18 protein-coding genes are annotated in these 21,781 nt (G+C 71.9%); 9 read left to right on the forward strand and 9 right to left on the reverse strand.

Annotation, left to right across the window (positions count from 1 at the left end; genetic code table 11):
• The first annotated feature begins 112 nt into the window (after positions 1-112).
• Complete coding sequence (locus tag WMF19_RS10185; protein WP_437898885.1) at positions 113-877, forward strand: thiamine phosphate synthase; 765 nt, start codon at positions 113-115, stop codon at positions 875-877.
• Positions 874-1,479, forward strand: coding sequence for a hypothetical protein (locus WMF19_RS10190; RefSeq protein WP_437898886.1), 606 nt, complete (start codon positions 874-876; stop codon positions 1,477-1,479). Before WMF19_RS10185 ends, WMF19_RS10190 begins: the two co-directional genes overlap by 4 nt.
• A 48-nt stretch (positions 1,480-1,527) precedes the next feature.
• On the opposite strand, the gene WMF19_RS10195 is transcribed toward WMF19_RS10190, so the two are convergent.
• Positions 1,528-2,523, reverse strand: coding sequence for an ATP-binding protein (locus WMF19_RS10195; RefSeq protein WP_437898887.1), 996 nt, complete (start codon positions 2,521-2,523; stop codon positions 1,528-1,530).
• Between the two features lie 160 nt (positions 2,524-2,683).
• On the opposite strand from WMF19_RS10195, the gene WMF19_RS10200 reads away from it, so the two are divergent.
• Both WMF19_RS10200 and WMF19_RS10205 read left to right on the forward strand, forming a co-directional pair.
• The gene (locus WMF19_RS10200; protein ID WP_437898888.1) at positions 2,684-3,712 is read left to right on the forward strand and encodes an NAD-dependent epimerase/dehydratase family protein; all 1,029 of its coding nucleotides are present in this window, start codon (positions 2,684-2,686) and stop codon (positions 3,710-3,712) included.
• 106 nt (positions 3,713-3,818) lie between these two features.
• Positions 3,819-5,327, forward strand: coding sequence for a phenylacetate--CoA ligase family protein (locus tag WMF19_RS10205; RefSeq protein ID WP_437898889.1), 1,509 nt, complete (start codon positions 3,819-3,821; stop codon positions 5,325-5,327).
• A gap of 214 nt (positions 5,328-5,541) precedes the next feature.
• Here WMF19_RS10205 and WMF19_RS10210 read toward each other — a convergent pair whose 3' ends face one another.
• The 3 genes from WMF19_RS10210 to WMF19_RS10220 all read right to left on the reverse strand — a co-directional run bounded on the left by WMF19_RS10210 (position 5,542) and on the right by WMF19_RS10220 (position 7,959).
• Positions 5,542-7,074, reverse strand: coding sequence for a protein kinase domain-containing protein (locus tag WMF19_RS10210; RefSeq protein WP_437898890.1), 1,533 nt, complete (start codon positions 7,072-7,074; stop codon positions 5,542-5,544).
• A 216-nt stretch (positions 7,075-7,290) separates the two neighbouring features.
• The gene (locus WMF19_RS10215; protein ID WP_437898891.1) at positions 7,291-7,725 is read right to left on the reverse strand and encodes a hypothetical protein; all 435 of its coding nucleotides are present in this window, start codon (positions 7,723-7,725) and stop codon (positions 7,291-7,293) included.
• Positions 7,726-7,818: 93 nt separating this feature from the next.
• Positions 7,819-7,959 (reverse strand): hypothetical protein, encoded by a 141-nt coding sequence (locus tag WMF19_RS10220; protein WP_437898892.1) that lies wholly within the window; start codon positions 7,957-7,959, stop codon positions 7,819-7,821.
• Positions 7,960-8,192: 233 nt separating this feature from the next.
• Between WMF19_RS10220 and WMF19_RS10225 the strand changes: the two genes are divergently transcribed.
• Positions 8,193-9,074, forward strand: a complete 882-nt coding sequence (locus WMF19_RS10225) for an NAD-dependent epimerase/dehydratase family protein (protein WP_437898893.1) — start codon at positions 8,193-8,195, stop codon at positions 9,072-9,074.
• Between the two features lie 57 nt (positions 9,075-9,131).
• On the opposite strand, the gene WMF19_RS10230 is transcribed toward WMF19_RS10225, so the two are convergent.
• Entirely contained in the window at positions 9,132-9,761 is a 630-nt protein-coding gene (locus WMF19_RS10230; RefSeq protein WP_437898895.1) for a Uma2 family endonuclease, read from the reverse strand.
• 185 nt (positions 9,762-9,946) lie between these two features.
• Here WMF19_RS10230 and WMF19_RS10235 point away from each other — a divergent pair, with 185 nt between their 5' ends.
• Complete coding sequence (locus tag WMF19_RS10235) at positions 9,947-12,004, forward strand: CotH kinase family protein (RefSeq protein WP_437898896.1); 2,058 nt, start codon at positions 9,947-9,949, stop codon at positions 12,002-12,004.
• On the opposite strand, the gene WMF19_RS10240 is transcribed toward WMF19_RS10235, so the two are convergent.
• Positions 11,996-13,744 (reverse strand): MYXO-CTERM sorting domain-containing protein, encoded by a 1,749-nt coding sequence (locus tag WMF19_RS10240; protein WP_437898897.1) that lies wholly within the window; start codon positions 13,742-13,744, stop codon positions 11,996-11,998. The two genes, WMF19_RS10235 and WMF19_RS10240, sit on opposite strands and share 9 nt — an antisense overlap.
• 370 nt (positions 13,745-14,114) lie before the next feature.
• The gene (gene obgE, locus WMF19_RS10245) at positions 14,115-15,155 is read right to left on the reverse strand and encodes a GTPase ObgE (RefSeq protein WP_437328545.1); all 1,041 of its coding nucleotides are present in this window, start codon (positions 15,153-15,155) and stop codon (positions 14,115-14,117) included.
• A gap of 99 nt (positions 15,156-15,254) precedes the next feature.
• Between obgE and WMF19_RS10250 the strand changes: the two genes are divergently transcribed.
• Positions 15,255-16,769: an ATP-binding protein gene (locus WMF19_RS10250; RefSeq protein ID WP_437898898.1), complete on the forward strand. Its 1,515-nt coding sequence runs from the start codon at positions 15,255-15,257 to the stop codon at positions 16,767-16,769.
• Positions 16,770-16,788: 19 nt separating this feature from the next.
• Here WMF19_RS10250 and WMF19_RS10255 read toward each other — a convergent pair whose 3' ends face one another.
• Positions 16,789-17,472, reverse strand: a complete 684-nt coding sequence (locus WMF19_RS10255) for a hypothetical protein (protein WP_012234436.1) — start codon at positions 17,470-17,472, stop codon at positions 16,789-16,791.
• Between the two features lie 493 nt (positions 17,473-17,965).
• Here WMF19_RS10255 and WMF19_RS10260 point away from each other — a divergent pair, with 493 nt between their 5' ends.
• Positions 17,966-19,084 carry a diacylglycerol/lipid kinase family protein gene (locus tag WMF19_RS10260; RefSeq protein WP_437328547.1) on the forward strand — a complete coding sequence of 373 codons (1,119 nt, stop codon included), beginning with the start codon at positions 17,966-17,968 and terminating at the stop codon, positions 19,082-19,084.
• A 222-nt stretch (positions 19,085-19,306) separates the two neighbouring features.
• Positions 19,307-20,098, forward strand: a complete 792-nt coding sequence (locus WMF19_RS10265) for a calcium-binding protein (RefSeq protein ID WP_437898899.1) — start codon at positions 19,307-19,309, stop codon at positions 20,096-20,098.
• A 105-nt stretch (positions 20,099-20,203) separates the two neighbouring features.
• On the opposite strand, the gene WMF19_RS10270 is transcribed toward WMF19_RS10265, so the two are convergent.
• On the reverse strand, positions 20,204-21,517 hold the full coding sequence (locus tag WMF19_RS10270; protein ID WP_437328549.1) for an inositol-3-phosphate synthase: 1,314 nt from the start codon (positions 21,515-21,517) through the stop codon (positions 20,204-20,206).
• Positions 21,518-21,781: the final 264 nt, after the last annotated feature.

Below are 21,781 nucleotides of genomic sequence, written 5' to 3' on the forward strand. Positions count from 1 at the left end.
TTCGGGAGCGAACGCTTCCGCTTTCTTTCCGGGGGCGTCAACCTTAGCGTAGCCAGCGAGCCTGGCCTCCTCCGGAGCGCCTGGGCGCTCTCCCATCGCTCGAAGCGTGGTCATGCGCGGCCTCTACGCCATCGTCGACACCGACTCGCTCGCGCGCCGCGGGCTCGATCCTGCGGCGTTCGCCGAGGCCGTCCTCGACGCGCGCCCCGCGGCGATCCAGCTGCGCGACAAGCGGGGCGGCGCGGCCCAGACGCTCTCGCTCCTCCGCGCGATCCAGCCGCTGGCCGCGCGCGCGGGCGTGCCGCTGTTCGCGAACGACAGGGCGGATCTCGCGATCCTCGCCCGCTGCGACGGCGTGCACGTCGGCCAGGACGATCTCCCGGTGGCCGCGGTTCGCGGGCTGGCGCAGCGCGCTTCCGTCCCGCTGCGCGTCGGGCTCTCCACCCACACGTCCGCGCAGATCGAGGCCGCGCTGCGGGCGTCGAGCGAGCTCCGCGATTCAAGCGATTCCGGCGATTCCCTCGATCGCCTCGATTACGTGGCCATCGGGCCGATCTTCGCGACCTCGAGCAAGGAGCGCCCCGACGCCGTGGTCGGTCTCGAGGGGCTCGCGTCGCTGCGCGCCCTGGTCGAGCGGGCGCGTCCCGGGCTCCCGGTCGTGGCGATCGGCGGCATCTCGCTGGAGAGGGCGGCCGAGGTGGGCGCGCACTGCTCCGCTGCCGCGATCATCGCCGCGCTGCTGCCGGATCAGGGCACGCCCGCGCCGCGCGCCCTCGAGGAGGTGAGCGCGCGGGCGCGGGCGCTCCAGCAGGCGCTCTCGCAGGCGCTCGCGCTGGCGGGCGCGGGCGCGGCGCCCGTGCACAGGGGCGCGCGATGAGCCTCACGCTGCTCGCGGCGGCCGCCGCGGCGGTGGCCGCGACCGTGGGCTACATGGCGTCGCGCCGCGAGCGGGAGGCGCCGGGAGGGAGCGGCGGCGAGCGCGCGCGGGGCGGGCCGGCGGCGCCCCAGGGGGACGCGCCGTGGCACGAGCTGCCGCTCGCGCTCGGCGACGTGGTCCTCGCCGGGAGCGAGGAGCGCTGGCTCTCGGGCGCGATCGTCGCGCGCGAGCGGGGCGAGATCGTCGCCGCGGTGTTCCTCGCGCCCGAGGGCGGCGCGCACGGGGCGGTCGTGGCCTTCCCCGCGCCGCGGCGCGAGATCCTGTGGCTCGCGCCTGCGGCGGCCGACTCGCCGGACGAGCCGCCGGCGACGCTCGAGATCGCGGGCGCGACCATGCGGCGGCGGGCGCGGCTGCCGGCGGCGCTCGAGCGGTGCGGGCAGGGCGCGCCCTCCGTGGGCGACGCAGGGATCATCGCCCTCTACGAGGGCGCCGGGCACGACGCGGCCGTGGTGCTCGCCAGCGAGGGGCGGATCCACGCGTGGGCCGGCCGGCGCGTCGAGGACGGCGGATACGACCGGCTGGGCGGAGGCGGCGAGGGCTGACGCCGGCCTGCGCGGCCTGCGCGGCATCGCAGGGTCGCGCGGCGCCTGTCAGCCGACGACGCTGCGCAGCTCCGCGATCAGCGACGCCATCGCGAGGCTCGGCGAGGCGTTGCGCTCGAGCTGCGCCACGGCGCGGGAGACCGCCGCGTAACGCCGGGCCGACAGGCCTGCGCGGCGCGGATCGGACGCGACCGCGGCGCGGGCCTCGCGGGCGAGCGCGGCGCTCAGCGCGCGGAGGTCGTCCTTGAGGGCGCCCTTGTCGCGGTCGACCGACTCGGCGAACGCGACGGCGGGGCCGAGGTCCCGGGCGGCCGCGGCGTCGAGGACACCCTTCACGAAGGCGTCGCGCGAGGCGGTCTGCTCCTCGTCCGCGAGATCGAGCGCCGTGGACGCGCTGCCGGCGGCGAGCTCGACGGCGAGGTCGTGCCGCCCCTCGGGCACGCCGCGATCGCGGAGGACGCGGCGAATGAGGGCCTCGGAGAGCGGGGCGAAGCGCACGGGCAGGGTGCGCGAGCGGATCGTGTTGAGCAGGCGGTCGCCGCGCGAGGTCAAGAGGATGAAGTGGGTGCCGGGCCGCGGCTCCTCGAGCGTCTTGAGGAACGCGTTCGCGGCGCCGACGCTGAGGTCCTCGGCGTCGCGGACGATGAACACCCGAGCGCGCCCCTCGTGGGGCGGGTAGGCGGCGTGGGCGAGCACGATGGATCGGACCTGGTCGACCGAGATCTCGGTCAGCTCGTCGCGGCTCCGGCCGATGACGGCGGCGGGGTAGAAGTTCTTCGCGACGATCTGCACGTCGGGGTGGAGCGGCGCCGCGGGGCGCCCGTCGGAGCGCGCGGCCGCGCGCCGGCACGCGTCGCAGCGGCCGCAGCCGAGCGGGTCGCCCCCGGTGCAGACGAGCGCCTGGGAGAGGGCGACGGCCGCGAGCTCCTTGCCGACGCCCGGCGGGCCCTCGAAGCGGTAGGCGTGGTGCACGCGGCCCGCCTCGAGCGCGCGCACGAGCGTGCCGATCGCGGTGTCCTGGCCGAGGATGTGGGAGAACGGCACGGCCCGCTATCTAGCACGACCGGGGGTCGACCTGGTCCCGGTCCGCGCCGCGCGCGGCCGCCCGGCGGCGGCGCCTGCGCGCGGCGGTCGCGCGGTGCCGACCGATGACGTCCTCGTCATCGTCATCGTCATTGCGCGCGGCGGTGATAGGTTGCCGCGCATGCGCGTCCTTGTGCTCGGCGGCACTCGATTCATGGGTCATTTCCTGGTCTATCGCCTGCTCGCGGCGGGCCACCAGGTCACGCTGCTGAACCGCGGCGCGACGCCCGACGCGTTCGGCGATCGCGTCGCGCGGGTCCGCTGCGATCGCGCGGCCGGCGATCTCGCGAAGGCGCTCGGAGGCCGCGAGTTCGACGCCGCGGTGGACTTCACCGCATACACGGCCGCGGACGGCCGCGCGGCGGCCCAGGCGCTCGGCGGCGGGCGCGTCGGTCACTACGTGATGATCAGCACCGGCTCGGTGTACCTCGTCCGGGAGGCGTGCCCGCGGCCGTCGCGCGAGCGCGACTACCACGGCCCGCTGCTCCCGGAGCCCGCGGGCGAAAAGGACCGCGAGGCGTGGTCTTACGGCATGAACAAGCGCGGCTGCGAGGAGGAGATCGCCGCCGCCTGGCAGAGGGACCGCTTTCCCGCCACCGTCCTGCGCATCCCGATGGTGAACGGGGAGCGCGATCCCTACCGCCGCCTCGATCGGTACATCGTCCGCATGCTCGACGGCGGACCGCTGCTCGTCCCGGACGGCGGCGGACACCCGGTGCGGCACGTCTACAGCGGCGACGTCGTGAGGGCGATCGTGAAGCTGCTCCTCGCGCCGTCGACCTTCGGCGAGGCGTACAACCTCTGCATGGACGAGACGCCGACGCTCCCCGAGCTGCTCGAGCTCATCGCCTCGCTGCTCGGCGCGCCGGCGCGGCTCGCGCCGATCCCGTCGACGGCGCTCAGGGCCCGCGGCATCGACCCGGTCGCGATGTCGCCGTTCAGCGATCGCTGGATGTCGCTGCTGGATCCAGCGAAGGCGAAGGCGGAGCTCGGCTTCCAGCACACGCCGCTCCGGCGCTGGCTGGAGACGGTGATCACGTCGCTGCTCGCGAACCCGCCTTCCGAGCCGCCGGACGGCTACGAGAAGCGCGCCGAAGAGATCGCGCTCGCGGCGGAGCTCTCCGGCGCAGTGCGGGGTGGAGGGCGCTGACCCTGCGCGGCCGCTTTCGCCCCCGAGGGTATAGAGAGGCAGCCGGGCGCTTTCGTTGAACCGGCGTTCGCTTTCTGCGAACCATCGGACGGAGGGAGATCTCGCGATGCAGGATGTGCAACCCAAGCGGGTCCTGGCGGCCATCGACGCCTTCCTGAGCACGCCGCTCGACGCGGCGCTGTCGCGGCACCGTGAGGCCGATCCGGCCGAGCGCGCGCTCGCGCTGTTCCACGAGGTCGCCGCCGCTGTCCCTGCCTACCGCCGCTTCCTCGCGGAGCACGGCGTGGACCCGGCGGCGGTCCGGACGCCCGCGGATTTCGCGGCGCTGCCGGTGATCACGAAGCAGAACTACGTGCTCAGGCACCCCATCGCGGATCTGTGCCGCGGCGGGCGCGTCGAGCCGTGCGACATGATCGCTGTCTCCTCGGGCTCGACGGGCAAGCCGACGTTCTGGCCGCGCTCCATCACGGACGAGCTCCCGGTCGCCCGGCGCTTCGAGCAGGTGTTCCACGACGGCTTCCGGGCCGACACGCGCCGCACGCTCGCCGTCGTGTGCTTCGCGCTCGGCTCGTGGGTCGGCGGGATGTACACCGCCGCGTGCTGCCGTCACCTCGCGGCGAAGGGGTATCCGATCACGGTCGTCACGCCGGGCAACAACAAGGACGAGATATTCCGTGTCGTGCAGGATCTGGGGCCGGCGTTCGAGCAGGTCGTCCTGCTCGGATATCCGCCGTTCCTGAAGGACGTAATCGACACGGGGCGGGCCCGGGGCGTCGACTGGGCGCCTTTCCGGATCAAGCTCGTGATGGCCGGGGAGGTGTTCAGCGAGGAGTGGCGGACCCTGGTCGGCGAGCGCGTCGGGTCGACGTCGCCCTGCTACGACTCGGCTTCGCTGTACGGGACGGCGGACGCCGGCGTGCTGGGGAACGAGACGCCGCTCAGCGTCGCGATCCGCCGGTTCCTCGCGGGGAGGCCGGACGCCGCGCGCGCCCTGTTCGGGCAGGACCGGCTCCCCACGCTCGTGCAGTACGATCCGGCGGAGCGGTTCTTCGAGCAGCGCGACGGGATGCTCCTCTTCTCGGGCGACAACGGCGTCCCGCTCGTCCGTTACGCGATCCTCGACAGCGGGGGCGTTTACTCGCACGCGGACATGATCGCGGCCCTGGGCGGCTTCGGCTTCGACCCGCTGCGGGAGCTCGACGGGGAGCGCGGGGCCCGGGAGCTCCCGTTCGTCTATGTGTTCGGGCGCTCGGATTTCACGGTGTCGTACTTCGGGGCGAACATCTATCCGGAGAACGTGGTCGTGGGCATCGAGCAGCCCGGCGTGAAGGAGTGGGTGACCGGGAAGTTCGTGCTGGAGGTCCGCGAGGGCGCGGACAGAGATGTGGTCCTCTCGGTGGTCGTGGAGCTCGCGCCGGGAGAAGGGGAGAGCGAGGCGCGGCGCGAGGCGGCGGAGCGGTCGATCGAGGAGCACCTCGTCCGGCTGAACAGCGAGTTCAGGAACTACGTGCCGGCAGGGAAGCGGGCGCCGCGGGTGACGCTGAGGGCGGCGGGGGATCCGGAGTACTTCCCGCTCGGGGTGAAGCACCGGTATACGCGCAAGCCGGCTGGGTGACGGTATCTGCGTTCGACGCGCCCTGCGTCATTCTCTGGACGATTCTTGCCCTGTGCCTGCGCTCGCTGGGCCTGGCAGCCCGGCCGTGGCTGGGGCCATGTTTCATGGCAAGGCCGTGTAACCGATCGCGGACGTCGACGGCGATCACTCGGCCATGTGCATGTGGACGATAGGGGTGAATCTCGGTCAACGCCGATGGGGAGAAGAGGCAGATTCACGGCTCGTCGTCTATGATCTCGGCCTCGTCCAACGGATCGAGCTCCGCGCCGTCCTCGTCCGTGGGCGGGGCCGGGGTGATGGAAGCCGCTTCCCAGAGCGCCCAACAGAAGGACGCCACGTCGGGGAATCGCTCCGAAGCCTCGAACTCGATCGCTCGCTCCAGCACCTTCCGCACCGCGTCGCTGCACGGCAGCCGCTCGAGCACCCGCCCCGGATACCGCATCATGATCGGCGGCAGCTCCGCCCCATAGAGGCAGAACACCGCCGTCATGCCGAGCCCGTACACGTCCGCGCGCGCGTCGGCGTCCTGCGGGCGGTGCATCAGCTCCGGCGCCGCATAGAGGAAGGTCCCCAGCGCCCCGCTCCTCGTGCCCCCCGTCGTGTCGCGCGCCCACACCAGATCGAAGTCCGTGATCCGCGGCAGCCCCTCCGCGTCGAGCAGGATGTTCGCCGGCTTCACGTCCCGGTGCACGAGCCCCCGCTCATGAGCGAACGAGATCGCCTCTCCAGCGCTGAGCAGCATCGGGATCACCCGCTCTGCTGGCAGCCGCTTCCCGATGACCGCGCTGTGCACGTCCTCGCCATGGACGAGCTCCATCACGAAGTAATGCCAGCCGCTGTCCTCGCCCTTGGGATCGAGCATGCGCACCACGCCGGGGTGGTCGAGCTCCGCCATCGCGCGCGCTCCGCGGAAGAACCGCTCCAGCCGGCCCTCGTCGCCCGCCAGGTTCGGGTGCAGCACCTTGATCGCCACGGGCAGGTCGCCCCTCCTCGCGTCGAGCGCGCGCCACACGGTCGCGAACCCGCCGCGCCCGATCCGCTCCAGCAGCAGGTACCGGCCGTCGCTGAGCTCCTCGCCGACGTGGAGCTGGCCGCCTTCCCGGCGCTTGCGCCGGAGGTCCACGATCTCCCGGTCCACCTCCTCGGTGCTCGCGCCGGCGGCCCTCAGCCTCACCCGCCGCTTCTGTGCGGCGGCGATCTGCTTGTCGACAGCGCGGATCGTATCGTCTGCTTCGCGCAGGCTCAGGCCGAGCGCGCCGGGCAGCGCGGTTGCGCCGGTGAACGCCGCCTCCGGCCGCGCGCTGGCGGCGGCTTCCTCCACCGCCGCGCGGATGCCTTGTACAACCTCCCTCCAGGCTTCATCCGGGTTGGCCCGGCTCGCCACCGCCGCCCCATCGCGAGGCAGCGCCTGGAGCTCCGCCAGTGGAGTGCCCTGGAGGTCGCAGGCGCGCACCAGGATGGGCACCACGCGCGCCGCCCCGCTGCGATGCCGCTCCAGCGCTCGCCCGAGCTCCCGCTCGTAGCAGCTGTCGGAGGCGAGGAACGCCTCGCTCACCAGCAGGAGCACCACCTCGGCGGAGGAGAGCTCCGCCGCGATCGACTCGTCGCGCATCGCACCTGGACCGATCCGGCCGCGGTGCCAGGTGCTCACCACGCCCTGCCGCTTGAGGGAGGCGAGGTGCGACTCGAGCGCTTCGAGGTGCGACCGATCCGCGGGGGCGTAGGAGATGAAGACGTGGACCGCCATGCGCAGAGGAGCGTCGCTGCGGCGAGCACGCTGCGTCCTGGCCGCTCGCTCCCCGTCGACCAGGCTACCAGACGCGGCGTGGGCCCTCGACGATCCGTTGGATCTTCGCCGTCCCGGCCGTGGAAGCGGCCGGGGGGCTCCCCGGGGCGCGGGCGGTCGACCCGTGAGGTCGAGATGCCCACGACGCCACCGCGGGGCCGCGCTCGTCGCGCTCGCTCAGCCTCTTCGCCTGGTCGTTGCTCGGTCCCTCCGGCCAGCGTCGCCGCGCGCCACATCGGCTGTCGCCTCGGTGGTGCCAGCGGCCTTCGCCTGTGGGACGCGCTCGTTGTCGTCGCCGCCCGGCGCGCGCAGCCCGACGTCGCCACCGTCGCATCGCATCACGTCGAACGAGGCGTGCCTGCGCGGATCGAGCGAGGCGTGCCTGTGCGGCAGGAACGGGAGCGCGTCGTGCCTCGTGATCTCGACCTTGTTCTCTTCGTCGATCGTCAGGGTGAACGTGCGGTCCACGTCGCACGTCGTCTCGGGGTCAGTGAGCTTGCCGCGCACCTGGAAGCTGGCAGCCGTGGCGCCGTCGTCCATGACGGCATAGATGGTCCTGGAACCGAAGGAGGTGTCGATGGAGGTGATGGTCATCCCCGACAGGGCCGTCACGACCGGGGGGGCCTCCCATGAGCCTTCGTGGTTCAGCTCGATCCACAGGAGAGCGCTGGGCTCCTGAGGATCCTTGGTGAGCGTCCCCCTGGCTCACAGCGCAGAGCCGTCGGCGACCTCGTCGCACACGAGCGGCGGAGACGGGGGATTGGTCGAGCCGTCCTCCTCACACGCGGTGAGCCCCGCGGTCGCGACCACGAGCAGCAACTGCTTCGCTCTCTCCCTTTTACCCATCTCCCTGTCCTTCCTGCCTTCGGTGCGCCGCTCCCCCGCCATGCCGGCGATCGCAGCGTGGCCGCCAGCCCGACCATGACCATCCTAGGCGGCGATGCGCAGACCCGGCGACCCACCCGCACGAAGACGACGGCGTCGCGACCCCATCCGTGCACCTCGGGCGCGGCCGGCAGCGCTCTCGCGCCGCGGAGGCGTCCGCTCGCGCTTGCTGGTAGAAGCGTCGCCCAGCACCCATGCTCAACACCTCTCCCCCGCTCATCGTCCTCGGCTGCGGCTTCACCGGCGCGGTGGTCGCCGGTCTGCGGAGGGCGTCCGGCGGCCGCGTCGTCGCGACGACGCGCTCGTCCGAGCGCGCCGCGGAGCTCGCGAAGGCAGGCATCGAGGTGAGCGTCCTCCCGGCCCTCACCGCCGAGGCCGTCGACCGGCTCGTGACGGACGGCGCGGACGTGCTCGTCGCCTTCCCGCCCGACGGCGCGACCGACGCCGCGGTCGCGCCCTCGCTCCGCCGCGCGCGCGCGATCGCGTACGTCTCGTCGACCGCGGTGTACGGCGACGCGACGGGGCGCATCGACGAGGCGACGCCCACGTCGGCCGACGGCCCCCGCGCCGCGGCGCGCCTCGCGGCCGAGGACGTGTACCGCGCGCGCGGCGCCGTGGTGCTGCGCGCCGCGGGCATCTACGGCCCGGGCCGCGGCCTGCACCAGCGGCTCTTGCGCGGCGACTTCCGCATGACCGGCGAGGGCGATCGGCAGGGCAGGAACGTCGTCTCGCGCATCCACGTCGAGGACCTCGCGCGCCTCGCGCTCGCGGCGCTGGAGCGCGCCGCCCCCGGCGAGGCCTTCCTGGTCGCGGACGACGCGCCCGTGCCGCAGATCGAGGTCGTCCGCTGGCTCTGCGCGCGGCTCGGCCTCGCGCTGCCGGCCGGCGCGCCGCGGGAGGACCTGCACGAGACGCTCCGCCACGATCGCGCCGTGGACAACGCGAAGATCAAGCGCGCCCTCGGCATGGCGCTGCTCTATCCGAGCTACGTCGAAGGGTTCGAGGCGTGCCTGGCCGTCGAGGCCGAGGCGCCGGCCCCCGCGGCGAGCGAGCGCGGCCCGCGGCACCGCGGGTGAGCTGCGCTGGCATCGCGGGTGGACGCCGCGCGACCGCGCCGTTCGCCGCTCGCGCTGCTACGACTCGTCGTCCGCGCTGCCTTGCGGCGGCTCCGTCGCGTCGAGCCGGTCGAGCTCGCGAAAGAGCGCGTCCAGATCGAGCGTCAGCCCCTCGCAGCCCGGGACCTCCGGGAGCACCCCTCCGGGCGCGGTGAGGCGGTGGTGGTAGAGCCCGCCGCGCGCGAGCTCGTGGATCTCGAGGGTGCGGAGCTGCGGATCGAGCAACCAGTACCAGCGCACCCCGAACGCGGCGTACTCCTCGAGCTTCTCGACGCGATCGCGCCGGCTGTCCCCCGGCGAGGGGGAGACGATCTCGACCATGATGTCCGGCGGGACGCCGACGGCGCCACGGGCCGGGGGCCTTCGCGAGGTCGGGAGAAACGCCGACACGTCGGACTTGCGCCCGCGCCGCGGCTTGAGCGCGTACTTCACCTCGGAGCCGAAGACGAAGCCGCCGCGCGGGATGAGCCAGGCCCGCAGGGCGTGGATGAGCCAGGCGACGGCCAGCTCGTGGACGCAATCGGGCATCTCTTCCTCGACCAGGCGGCCATCGATGAGCTCACCGGCCTCGTCTTCCGGCAGCGCTGCCCACTCCGCGACGGACAAGAGGCGGGCTGCCTGGGGCTCAGGATACGGGCGCTGGCTCACGCCTGGAAACGTACCATCACCGCGCGCCCCGTGCCGGTCATGAGCGGGTTCGCGGGGTCACACGGCGCGCCTGCACGGCGCGGCGACGCACGATGTCCAGCGAGGCATCCATGCCTGCCGTGAAAATCAGGCATCGACGGACGCGATGGCCGCGACTAGGGTCGAGGCTCTTGGAGGATCGTTGGATGAAGCTTGGGTATTGGATGGTGCTTGCACTTGCGGCTGCCGCGGTGGGCGCAGGCTGCGGTGATGACGAAGGCGCGAGCAGCGGCGTCGGGCCAGGCGGCTCGGGCGGGGCTGGCGCCGGAGGCGCTGGAGGCGGAGGCGCTGGAGGCGCCGGTGGAGAGGGCGGCACGAGCGACGGCGGGAGCGGCGGGCAGCCCCCGACGCCGCGGTGCGAGCCGTCCGACCCCGCGCTGGCCGACAGCGACGCGGACGAGCTGTACGCGGCGGAGGAGGTCCCGCGCTTCGACTTCTATCTTCCGGAAGAGCGCTGGGCGGAGCTCAAGGAGAACGCCCGTGACGAGCAGTATGTCGAGGCCGAGGCCTGCTACAAGGGCAAGAGCCTGGGCGTGGTGGGCCTGCGCTTCAAGGGGGGTTACGGCACCCTGGACATGTGCTTCGACGGGGAGGGAAACCTCACCTGTCCGAAGCTCAGCATGAAGGTGAAGTTCGACGAGTACGTCGACGGACAGCGCTTCTACGCGCAGAAGCGCCTGAACTTCCACTCCATGATCTGGGACCCCACACGGCTCCACGAGCGGATCGCCTATGGCCTGTTCCGGGAGATGGGCGTGGCCGCCCCGCGGAGCGCGTGGGCGACGCTGAGCGTGAACGGCGAGTCGCAGGGGCTCTTCTCGATGGTCGAGGACGTGGATGGCCGCTTCCTGGAACACCACTTCTCCGACGCTCCGGACGGCGATCTCTACAAGGAAGCGTGGCCGGTCTCGGACGACGCCGGCTACTACGCGGAGCGGATCGAGACGAACGAGGACGCGGCCACGCACGAGCGATTCATCGCGTTCTCGACCGCCCTCGCGTCCGCCGAGGGCGCGGGGCGCCTCTCCGCGCTGTCGGAGTGGACGGACATCGAGCAGCTGCAGCGCTACATGGCCGTCGACGAGACGATCGTGAACTGGGACGGCGTCACGACCTACTATGCCAACGAGGCCGGCGTCGCCGCCAACCACAACTTCTACTTCTACGACGAGCCCTCGTCGGGCAAGTTCCACCTCATCCCGTGGGATCTCGATCAGACCCTCGGCCCCAGCACCTACTTCGGCCACGTGCCGCGCTGGACGGAGACGCCGGCGGACTGCAGCGCCGTCGTCCCCGTGTTCATGGGCTCCGAGCACGTGCGCCCGCCGGGCTGCGACGCGCTGTTCGGCGCCTTGAACCAGGACGCAGCGGGCTACAAGGCCGCGCTGCAGGCGCTCTATGAGGGCCCGTTCAGCGAGGGGCGGCTCGAGGAGCAGGTCGACAAGTACGCGGCGCTGATCCGCGCCGCCGTCGAGGAGGATCCGCTCGGGCCCGGGCTCGCCGGGTGGGAGCCCGCGGTGGAGCGCCTCAGGCACGAGCTGCCGATCTTGCGAGAGCGCCTGGGGCGCTTCGCCAGCGACACGCCGCTCGCGCCCTTCTCGTTCACCGCGACGGGGATCAACGACTTCGAGGCCGCGGACACGCTCGGGCTCTACGTCGGGACGGTGGTGTCCACCAACAACGCGTCGAGCGCCGTGCCGGGCCTTTCGCAGGAAGATCCCCTGAACGGCGCGCAGAGCATGCTCCTCCGCTTCGACTTCCGCGACGAGGCGGCTCCCTGGGGGCAGTACGTGTATTTCGGGGTGCCTCTCGCCGAGGGCGTGATCGACGCGACCGCGCTCGAGGGGGTCCGCTTCTGGGCGCGGGCGGAGGCGGCGCGGGGGATGCGCTTCGACGTCGAGAGCCCGGCGCAGAGCGAAGGGCTCACGGGCGTTCGTCACGGGTGGGACGTGCGGCTCACCGCCGAGCCGACGCTGATCGAGCTGAGGTTCGCCGACATGGCGCTCCCCGGCTGGGCCATCGATCAGGGGCGCGACCCGGGCGACGACGTGAACGACGTGCTCCGATCGATCGTCGGCCTCTCCTTCAGCGCGGAGATGAACGGCGTTCGCGCGAACGGCTTCCTCGGCAAGGACAAGGTCGACTCGGGCACCATCGAGATCGACGACGTCGAGTTCTTCGGCCCGACGTCCGAATCACCCTGAGCGACGGATGCGGAGGCCCGGAGCCGAGCGCCCCGGGTCTCCGCGCCTCCTGCGGCGGAGCCCGAGGCCCACGGCGAGGAGCAACGCGGCCCCTCCGCCGGCGGAGGGCGCGTCGCCGCCGAGGCTGCAGCTGCAGCCCGCCGACTCCCCGCTCCCGCTCGCGTCCTCGCCGGCGCCGGTGGAGGGAGCCCCGCCCGCGCCCGATCCGGCCCCGCCCGAGCCCGACGCGGCGTCGCCCGCGCCGACCGAGGCGGCCACGTCGAGCGTCGGACCCGCCGACGTCGTGGTGGCGGGAGACGGCGGCTCCTCGGCGCACATGCCGGCCACGCACCGCTCGCCCGCGGGGCAGACGACGCCGTCGCAGAGGTCGACGCACGCCCCGCCGCGGCAATAGGTGCCCGCGCCGCACGCGACGTCGGCGCACGCCGCCTCGACGCACCGCCCGGTGTCCGCCGCGCAGCGGTCGTCCGACGGGCAGCCCCGGCAGCCGCACTCGACAACGCACACGCCGCTCTCGCACACCTCACCGGCGCCGCACGTCACGCCGTCGCATGGATCCAGGCAACGGTCGCCGCGACAGGTCTGGCCGTGCGGGCACAACACGCCGTCGCACGGGGCGCGGCACACGCCGTCATGGCACACCTGGCCGACATCGCACTTCGCGTCGACGCACGCCTGCTCGACGCACAGGCCCTCCACGCACACGAGCCCAGGATCGCACGGGAACTCGGCCGAGCCGCAGCGGTTCACGCAGCGGCCGCGGCTGCACACCTGGTCCTCCGGACAGGGCGCCTCCTCATCGACGATGTCGTCGCAGTCGTTGTCGATGCCGTCGCACTGCTCGGCCTGGCTGCCAGGCTCGACGATCGGCGTGCAGATCGCCTGTCCCTGCGCGTCGCAGTCCGAGATGCCCGCGCGGCACGCGCCCACGTTCTCCTCGACCTCGCACGGCTGGCCGGCCGCGGGGCACGTGATGCCGGAGAAGCGGAACAGGAAGTCCTCGTAATCGAGGTCGTTGCCGTTGACGCCCGCGGCGCCGGCGGCGTTCCGGAAGTCGAGATCCTCGAACCCCAGGTAGAACGTGTTGGCGAGCTGGTTCGACCTGTAGATGAGATCGGAGTACCAGGGCCCCGGACTCGCGCACGCCGTACACTCCACGTTGAACCGATGCTCGGTGTAGTGGTACTGCGTGGCGTTTCCATCGCCGGTGCCGTTCGGGTTGGGGATCAGCACGAAGCCGATGAGGCCGCCCGCGTAGGCGGGGTTCTCCCGGATCGAGACGGCCGTCAGCTCGCGCTTCTCTGCGGGCGGCAGAGCGCCAGAGAACGGAAAGAGGATCTGGATATCGCTCTCCGGCGCCGGCGTGCCGAGGTTGGCGCCGGTGTCCACTGGGACGTACCGCGGCGGGTCGCCGCTGTCGCGGGCATCATCGACGTTGTACCAGCCGACCGCGAAGTTGGCGCCTCCTCCCTTGTCGATGTACTTGCCGCTGAACTCGCAGAGCGGCGAGAACACCTGGGGCTCCACCGCGGCGTCGGCCACGACGTCGATCATCTCGTCGAGGCTGTCGTTCTTTGCCGAGCCGTTCAGCAGATCGCTCAATCGCTCCGTGATCACGGGAACGACGGTGCCGTTCGGCTGCACCACATCCGCGCGCGCCGTCCCGCCCGCGGCGAGCGCCACGAGGAGGGCCGCACGCCACGCGAGAGCAGACGGTTTGTTGGGGGTCGACCAGCGCATCGGGTTTCTCCTTCCGACAAGGTATGTGAGTCCGGATCGTAAATTGGACTCGAGTTTTGCTCTCCTGTCCAGATGCCGCGCGCGCCCGAACGCGCCAAGCAACGACGGATGTGGATGATTAACGCACTTGAGGACACCCTGTGTCTGTACGTGCGAAGACGAGTGCTCCCCTTTTTCCGTGTGCCGGAAGATGGTTGATGACGCGTGATGACGAGCGGACGCGCGGCGCTGGCGCTTCGCCGCCTCTGGCGCCCCCAGCGTCCACTAAGGCAGCGAGCCGGCAGGCTCCGCCGTGTCACCCTGCGCAGACGGCGGCGCTCGCCCCGCGCCGTCGGTGCGCGCCGCGCCCGCCGTCCGGGCGGAGGCGCGCTCAGCCTTCCTGCTCTGCCGGCTCTTCCCGCTTGCGCGCGAGCGCCGCGAGCTCGCGGACGAGCTCAGGCACTCCCTCGCCCGTCGCGGCGCTGATGAGGTGGAGCTTCACCTTCGCCTTCGCGAACCGCGCCTTGAGCTTCGGGTAGGCCTCGCGCACCTCGGTCAGATCGGCCTTCGTCAGGACGACGATCTCGGGGCGCTCCGCGATCTCCGGGCTGAACTTCTTGAGCTCCTTGCGGAGCGCCCGGTAGTCGGCGAGCGGCTCGCGGCCCTCGCCCGGGTCGAGCGTCACGAGGTGGAGGAGCGCTCGTGTCCGCTCCACGTGCCTCAGGAACTGGATGCCGAGCCCGACCCCCTCGCTCGCGCCCGGGACCAGCCCGGGGATGTCCGCGATGACGAAGCTCGACCCGCCCGACCGGACGCCGCCGCCGATCTCGACCATGCCCAGGATCGGGGTGAGCGTCGTGAACGGGTAGTCGCCGATCTTGGGCCGGGCCGCCGAGACGGCCGCGACGAAGGTGCTCTTGCCGGCGTTGGGGAAGCCGAGCAGGCCGATGTCGGCGAGCACCTTCAGCTCGAGGCGGAGCTCGCGGGCCTCGCCCGGCTCGCCCGGCTCGGCGCGGCGCGGGGCCCTGTCGTGCGGCGACTTGAAGTGCAGGTTGCCGCGGCCCCCCTTGCCGCCGCGGGCGACGATGACCCGCTGGCCGTGCTCGGTCACGTCGGCGATCAGCTCGCCGCTCTCCGCATCGAAGATCTGCGTCCCCACGGGGAGCTTCTCGACCCGGTCGGCGCCGGCGCGCCCGTGGCAGTCGCTCCCCATCCCGTGCTCGCCCCGGTCGGCCTCGAGCGTGCGCGCGTAGGTGAAGTCGAGTAGCGTGGACAGGCCTCCGTCGCCCACGAAGACGACGTCCCCGCCGCGGCCGCCGTCTCCACCCGCGGGGCCGCCGAACGGGATGTACTTCTCACGACGGAACGCGATCGCTCCATTGCCGCCATCCCCGGCGATCACCTTCAGACGGCACCGATCGACGAACCGCATGACGGCGGCTCATAGCATACAATTTAGGAAAGACCCCAAAGCGGAAGGACGCCCCGCGCCTCGGGCCGCCCGCCGGACCGCTCGCCCAGGAGACCCCAGGTGCCCGCTCGAATCTTGATCGTGGACGACAACACGAGCCTCGCCGGAAACCTCCGCGAGGTGCTCGAGGGAGCGCGCGAGCTCGACGTCGAGGTCGCCCTCGCGCCCAACGGCAAGCAGGGGCTCGCCGCCGCCCGGCGCGACGGGTTCGACGTCGCGGTCGTCGACGTCAAGCTCCCGGACGCGAGCGGCCTCGAGCTCATCGCCCCGCTCCGCGCCGCCGCCCCCCACGGCGAGATCGTCCTCGTGACCGGCTTCGCGACCGTCGACGCCGCCATGGCCGCGCTCCGCGCCGGCGCCTTCGCCTTCATCCTCAAGTCGTTCCGCCCCGAGGAGCTCATCTCCACGGTGGCCCAGGCGATCGAGAAGATCTCGCTGAAGCGGGAGCGGGAAGAGCTCGAGCGCCGGTACCGGGCGATCATCGACGCGGCGGACGTGCTCATCCTCGGCCTGGACGCCGGCGGCAGCGTCGCGCTCTTCAACCCGCGCCTGTCCGCGCTGACCGGCGTGTCCTGCGACGCCGCGCTCGGCATGGCGTTCTGCGAGGCGCTCGTCGACGAGCCCGATCAGCGCCGGTTCAACCAGTCGTTCCTGAGCGTCGTCGAGGGAGACGCCGCCGCCGAGGTCGAGGTCGGGGTCCGGGACGCGGTGGGCGCGATCCGCCGCGTGCGCTGGCACCTCTCCGGCGTCCGCGGCGGCGGGCGCGGCGGCAGGACCGACCTCGTCTACGGCATCGGCATCGACGTGACCGAGCGGCGCGCCCTCGAGCGGCGGGCCGCCGACGCCGAGGCCCTGAACGCCATGGCCCCGCTCGCCCTCGGGCTCGCCCACGAGATCAGGAACCCGCTGAACGCCGCGGTCCTGGAGCTCCACCTGCTCAGCCGCGGCATCGATCGCCTCTCCGACGAGGCGATCCGCGAGCCCATGAAGCGGCGCGTCGGCATCGTCGAGGCGGAGATCGCCCGCCTGGGCCGGCTCCTCGGCGAGTTCCTCGAGCTGGCCCGCCCGCGCGCGCCCCACCGGGAGCCCGTCGATCTGGCCCGCGTCGTGCGCGACGTGCTCGACCTCGAGGAGGAGGCGTTCGCGAGCCACCATGTCGAGGTCGTCCGCGATCTCGCGGACGACTGCTTCGCGCTGGGCGACGTCGAGAAGCTCAAGCAGGTGGTCTTGAACCTCGTCGTCAACGCGCTCGACGTGATGCCCGACGGCGGGGTCTTGCGGGCGTGCGCGTCGGGGGATGCGCACGAGGTGTGGCTGTCGATCGGGGACACGGGGCCGGGGATTGCGCCGACGATCCTCGCCGAGATCTTCGATCCGTTCTTCACCACGAAGGCGGCGGGCACGGGCCTCGGGCTCGCGATCGTCCGGAAGATCGTCGACCAGCACGCGGGCCGTGTGGATGTCGACGCGCACGCCGCCGACGGCACGACGGTCCGGGTGAGCCTCCCCCGCTTCGTCCCCGAGCCCATCGAGCGCCCGGCAGGATCAACCCCCCCGCGCGGCGCTGGCGCCTGACGGGGCGGGTGAGCGCCGCTCAGCCCACGATACGCATCGGGGGCTTGAGCGGGAGAGGGGGCTTGGAGCCGGGGGCGGAGGGGATCGCGGAGGGGGCGGGCTTGGGCACCTCGCCCTCAAGGGCCGCGAGCGCCACGAACAGCCGGTCCATGCCGTAGTCGAGGGCCACCTCGCGCTGGAAGACGTGGGCGACCTTGATGAGGCGCAACGACGTCTGCTTGCCGAGGTCGATCTCGCGCTCGAGGAACGCCTCGAACGAGCCGTAGCCCTTCGCCTGATACAGCTCCTGTTGCTGGATCTCGGCGAGCACCACCCCGATATCGAAGAACCCCTTGTCGAGCCGCTTGCGGAGCGTGCGGATCTTCTGGGTCTGGTTGTGGAGCTCGGCGATCTTCGCCTTGATCTCCTCCGCGCCGCTCGGCACGCGGATGGTCGCCCGGGCGCTGCCAGGGGGCGCCGGCTCCGCGGCCCGGGCCCGCGCCTCGGCCGCGTGCTTCGCGGCGTGCCGCGCAGCCCACGGCGCAGCGCCACGGAGGCCGAGCTTACGCTTCGACGCGCTCGACGCCGATTTCGAATCTTCCTTGATTACCGGATTCACGGGCTTCGCAAGCTGAGCTTCTGCGCCCCCCTTGCTGCTCGAAGAGGCCTTCTTCTTCATACCCGTCGCCTTCTCGGAGCTGCCCTGCTTTGTGATCTTCGGCATGTCGCTGCGTCCCCCGCTGGGTACGAGATCGTCGCGGCCCTTCGCCCAAGCGCGCGCCGCCCGCGCGGCGGTAAAGACCCGCACGGCTGTCAAGCCCAATTGGCTCGCCAGGTCGTCGCCTTACCAAAAAATCGACCACCCCGTCCACTAAGTTTCGGGGAGGCTCCTCGCTTTCCCGAAGGGCAGCATGACCCAAGATCGGTCCGGGAGCCAAAACGAGCGAGCATCGCACGCTATCGGACCTCCCGGAAAGGTGGTCGTCGGGCGGGCCGCTGCGTCGCGTCGGCCACATCGGTCCACAATCACCTGCCCCGGCGCGGTCGGCGCTGCGGTCTGACGAAGGCCGCGCTCGAGGCGCTCGTCGCGCGCCGGCCGCCGGCCGGTCGGTTGTCGGTCGGTTGTCGGTCGTTTGTCGGTTGCACGTTTGTCGGTTGCACGTCCCGCGTCATCCCGCGCTCCAAGCGCAGGGGTGGGTCGTGGTAGATCGCGGTGCATGACCTCTCCGCCCGCCGGTCGCGGCCCCACCGATGACGTCCCCCAGGCCGTGGTCGCTGATGCGCCGCGTCGTGCGAGCGAGTTGCCGCGAGGCGCCGCGAGCAGCCGCATTGCCGTGGTGGTGAACGGCAACGCCAAGAGCGTGACGGCGGAGGTGATCGAGACGCTCGATCAGATCCTTGACACGGGGGATCTGTTCGTCTCGCGGCGGGTGGAGGAGAGCGAGGGCATCGCGCGGATCCTCGTCGACAGGGGTTACGGCACGATCCTCACGGGCGGCGGCGACGGGACGTTCACGGTGGTGGTGACGGCCGTTGTGAACGAGGCGAAGCGGCGCGGGCTGCCGCTGCCGCGGTTCGGGCTGCTCCGCCTGGGGACGGGCAACTCGCTGGCGTGGGTGCTCGGCGCGTCCGGCGGCGCGGGCGCGAAGCCCGGGCTCGCGGTCGACCTCCAGCGGCTGCGCGCCGAGGCCGGGAGCCGGAACCTGCGGCTCGTGGAGGCCGAGGACATCCTGTCGCCGTTCTGCGGCTTCGGGATCGATGCGGTGATGCTCCGCGACTACAACGCGGTGAAGTCGGCGCTCGCGCGCGGCCCGCTGAAGCGGCTCGCGCCGGGGCCGGTGGCGTACGCCGTCGCCGCGACGACGCGAACGATCCCGAGCTACCTCGTGCGGCGCACACCGCACTGCCGCGTCATCAACGAGGGCAACGACGCGATACGCGTCGGCGAGAAGGGGGCGATGCTCGGGGCGCCCATCAAGAAGGGCGGCGTCATCTACGAGGGGCCGGCGAAGATCGCGGCGCTATCGACGATCCCCTATTACGGCTTCGGCTTCCGGATGTTCCCCTATGCGGACGATCGCCAGGACCGGATGCAGCTGCGCGTGTCGGTGGTCTCGCCGTTCACGTTCGTGCGGAACTTCTCGAGCATCTGGAACGGAGAGTTCGACGACCTGGAGACGGTGTTCGATTACTTCGTGGATGAGGTCACGATCGAGATGGACCCGGCGACGAGCTTCCAGATCGGCGGCGACGTCCGCGGGGAGCGATCGCGGGTGCGCGTGCGCCTGACCGAGCCGATCCGGATCGTGGATTTCTACGCGCCGCCTCGCGGGTAAGGCTCACTCGTCCGACTGGGCACCAGGCGCCACGGTTGGATCAGATTGGCACGACTCGCGTCGTGCTCCTGGCGCAGGGTGGCACATTGGCGCGCTTCAGGGGCTCCTGCTGCGCTGATTGCCGGGATTTCATGGGATGAGCGGGCGACGAGGGGCTGGCGCAACGCTTGCTCCTGGTCATGTGCCATGAACATCAAGCTGACCATTCTTCGCTCCGGTTCCGTGGGAATTGCCTCTCTCGCGCTCCTCCTCGGCGCAGGGTCGATCGGCACAGGCTGCGCCGCGCAGGTGACGACCGGAGGGGAACGTGGTGAGGGGACCGACGAGGGCGCGCTCGAAGGCGAGGAGCTCGAAGGTGAGGAGGCCGAGGCGGCGTGTGAGATCGGCGAGTCCCGGAGCTGCACCGTCAACGGGACAGAGGGCTTCGAGCAGTGCGAGAACATCGACGGGGTGGCGACGTGGACCGGGTGCCAGGCGGGCGGCAGCGTCACCAGCACGCCGCTCGTGCTCTCCTTCGAGCAGCGGCCCGTCGAGTACGTGACCGCGATGAGCGGCGCGTTCGATCTGAGCGGGCTCGGGGCCACGATCGCCACCGACTGGCCGACCGCGGCGACGCCGTGGCTCGCGTTCGATCGGGACGGCAACGGGGCGATCGACGGCGGTGAGGAGCTGTTCGGCTCGGCGACGGTGCTCTCGAGCGGCGCCCGCGCGGACAACGGGTTCACCGCGCTCCGCGAGCTCGACACCGACGGAGACGGCCGGATCACGGCGCGGGACGAGGCGTGGTCGCGGCTCGTGCTCTGGAGCGACCGCGACGCGAACCGCGCGTCGAGCGCCGGCGAGCTCGAGCCGCTCGCGTCGCGCGGGCTCGTCGCGATCGAGCTCTCGTATGCACGCGATCGGCGCTGTGACGGGCGCGGCAACTGCGAGATCGAGCGCGCCTCGTTCACGTTCTCGGAGGGCGCCTCGACGCGGACGGGCGCGGTCGTCGACGTGCACCTCCGCTGGCAGTGACGCCACCGCCAGGGCGGGGGGACCGAGCTCTTCTTCCAGGCAGCGAGGCCGTGAGCAGGGCGGCGAGGCCGTGAGCGCTGCCGTCGACGCCGAGCCGCCGGGCGATCAGTCGTAGTACTCGTTGCCCAGGTGGGTGATGAGGTCCTCCCCCATGAGCCATCGCATCGTGTTCTTGAGCTTCATCGACTGGATGAAGAGATCGTGCTCCGGGTACAGGGCCGGCGCGGTCATCGGGCTCTTGAAGTAGAAGCTCAGCCACTCCTGCGTGCCGCGCAGCCCGGCGCGCTGCGCGAGATCGAGGAGGAGCGCCAGGTCGAGCACGAGGGGCGCGGCGAGGATCGAGTCGCGGCAGAGGAAGTTGATCTTCACCTGCATCGGGTAGCCCAGCCAGCCGACGAGATCGATGTTGTCCCACCCCTCCTTGGCGTCGCCCCGAGGTGGGTAGTACTCGATCCGCACCTTGTGGAAGAGCTTGCCATAGAGCTCTCCGTGGACGTGCGGCTGGAGGATGTGCTCGAGCACGCCGAGCTTCGAGACCTCCTTCGATCGGAAGGAGTCCGGGTCGTCGAGCACCTCCCCGTCGCGGTTGCCGAGGATGTTGGTCGAGAACCACCCTGCGACGCCGAGCATCCTCGCCTTGAGCCCCGGGGCGATCACCGTCTTCATCAGGGTCTGGCCGGTCTTGAAATCCTTGCCGGCGATGGGGACCTCCTGCTTCCTCGCGAGCTCCCACGCGGCCGGGAAATCGACCGTCAGGTTCGGCGCGCCGTTCGCGAACGGGACGCGCTCCTTCAGGCAGGCCCACGCATAGATCTGGGAGCTCGAGATCGCCGGGTGGTCCTCGGCGAGGCCCGCCTCGAAGCGCGCGACGGAGGAGTGGACCTCCGCGGGCGCGATATAGACCTCGGTCGATCCGCACCACACGGCGACGGCGCGCGCAGCGCCGCTCTCGCGCAGGAAGTCGCGGATATCCTCCCGGACCTGCTCGACCATCGCGGCCTTGCTCGCGCCCTTCTTCACGTGGTTGCCGTGCAGGCGCCTCACGTACTGCGGGTAGAACACCGCGGGCATGGGGCGGATGCGCTCCAGCTCCTCGCGGACGGCGTCGAGGTGGCGGTGATCGAGCACGTCCGCGTGCCGCGCCGACTCGTAGGCGTTGTCGGGGAAGATGTCCCACGCGCCGAACACCAGCTGATCGAGCGCCGCGAGCGGCAGGAAATCCTTGATCCTGGGCGCGCGGTCGTCGGTGCGCCGGCCGAGCCGGATCGTGCCCAGCTGCGTGAGCGACCCGATGGGCGCCGCGAGCCCGCGCCGCGCGAGCAGGGCGCCCGCGATGGTGGTCGTGGAGACGGCGCCCAGCCCCGGCAGCAGGACCCCGAGCTTGCCCTCCGCGGTCTTGATCTCTTTCGGCTGCTTCACGTGACGTGTTCCCCCCGGTCGTGGTCGTGCGCACTCGTCGGGCAAGGGCGGGCATCCGCCGGCGCCGTGGGCGCGGCGAGCGCGAGGTCGGTCGAGGCCGCGCCGCGCTGCGACCCGCCGGGAGCATGAAGCTCGAACGCCGCGATCACCACGGGCCGGCGCGCGCGCGATGGCGTTTCCCGCGGGCTCCCTTCGCGCGTTTCCGGTGCTCCCTTCCTCTCGGCGCCTCGGACGGCGGCATGCGGTGCTGCCACGAGGCGGCGT

This window comes from Sorangium sp. So ce124 (assembly GCF_051525235.1).
GTDB lineage: Bacteria > Myxococcota_A > Polyangia > Polyangiales > Polyangiaceae > Sorangium > Sorangium atrum.

What these genes read in the sequence shown, in the direction of transcription:
- WMF19_RS10255 (WP_012234436.1), bottom strand. Translation starts at nt 17,472, where the DNA reads ATGCCGAAGATCACAAAGCAGGGCAGCTCCGAGAAGGCGACGGGTATG.
- WMF19_RS10205 (WP_437898889.1), top strand. Translation starts at nt 3,819, where the DNA reads ATGCAGGATGTGCAACCCAAGCGGGTCCTGGCGGCCATCGACGCCTTC.
- WMF19_RS10235 (WP_437898896.1), top strand. Translation starts at nt 9,947, where the DNA reads ATGAAGCTTGGGTATTGGATGGTGCTTGCACTTGCGGCTGCCGCGGTG.
- obgE (WP_437328545.1), bottom strand. Translation starts at nt 15,155, where the DNA reads ATGCGGTTCGTCGATCGGTGCCGTCTGAAGGTGATCGCCGGGGATGGC.
- WMF19_RS10185 (WP_437898885.1), top strand. Translation starts at nt 113, where the DNA reads ATGCGCGGCCTCTACGCCATCGTCGACACCGACTCGCTCGCGCGCCGC.
- WMF19_RS10210 (WP_437898890.1), bottom strand. Translation starts at nt 7,074, where the DNA reads ATGGCGGTCCACGTCTTCATCTCCTACGCCCCCGCGGATCGGTCGCAC.
- WMF19_RS10260 (WP_437328547.1), top strand. Translation starts at nt 17,966, where the DNA reads ATGACCTCTCCGCCCGCCGGTCGCGGCCCCACCGATGACGTCCCCCAG.
- WMF19_RS10220 (WP_437898892.1), bottom strand. Translation starts at nt 7,959, where the DNA reads ATGGGTAAAAGGGAGAGAGCGAAGCAGTTGCTGCTCGTGGTCGCGACC.
- WMF19_RS10190 (WP_437898886.1), top strand. Translation starts at nt 874, where the DNA reads ATGAGCCTCACGCTGCTCGCGGCGGCCGCCGCGGCGGTGGCCGCGACC.
- WMF19_RS10200 (WP_437898888.1), top strand. Translation starts at nt 2,684, where the DNA reads ATGCGCGTCCTTGTGCTCGGCGGCACTCGATTCATGGGTCATTTCCTG.
- WMF19_RS10225 (WP_437898893.1), top strand. Translation starts at nt 8,193, where the DNA reads ATGCTCAACACCTCTCCCCCGCTCATCGTCCTCGGCTGCGGCTTCACC.
- WMF19_RS10240 (WP_437898897.1), bottom strand. Translation starts at nt 13,744, where the DNA reads ATGCGCTGGTCGACCCCCAACAAACCGTCTGCTCTCGCGTGGCGTGCG.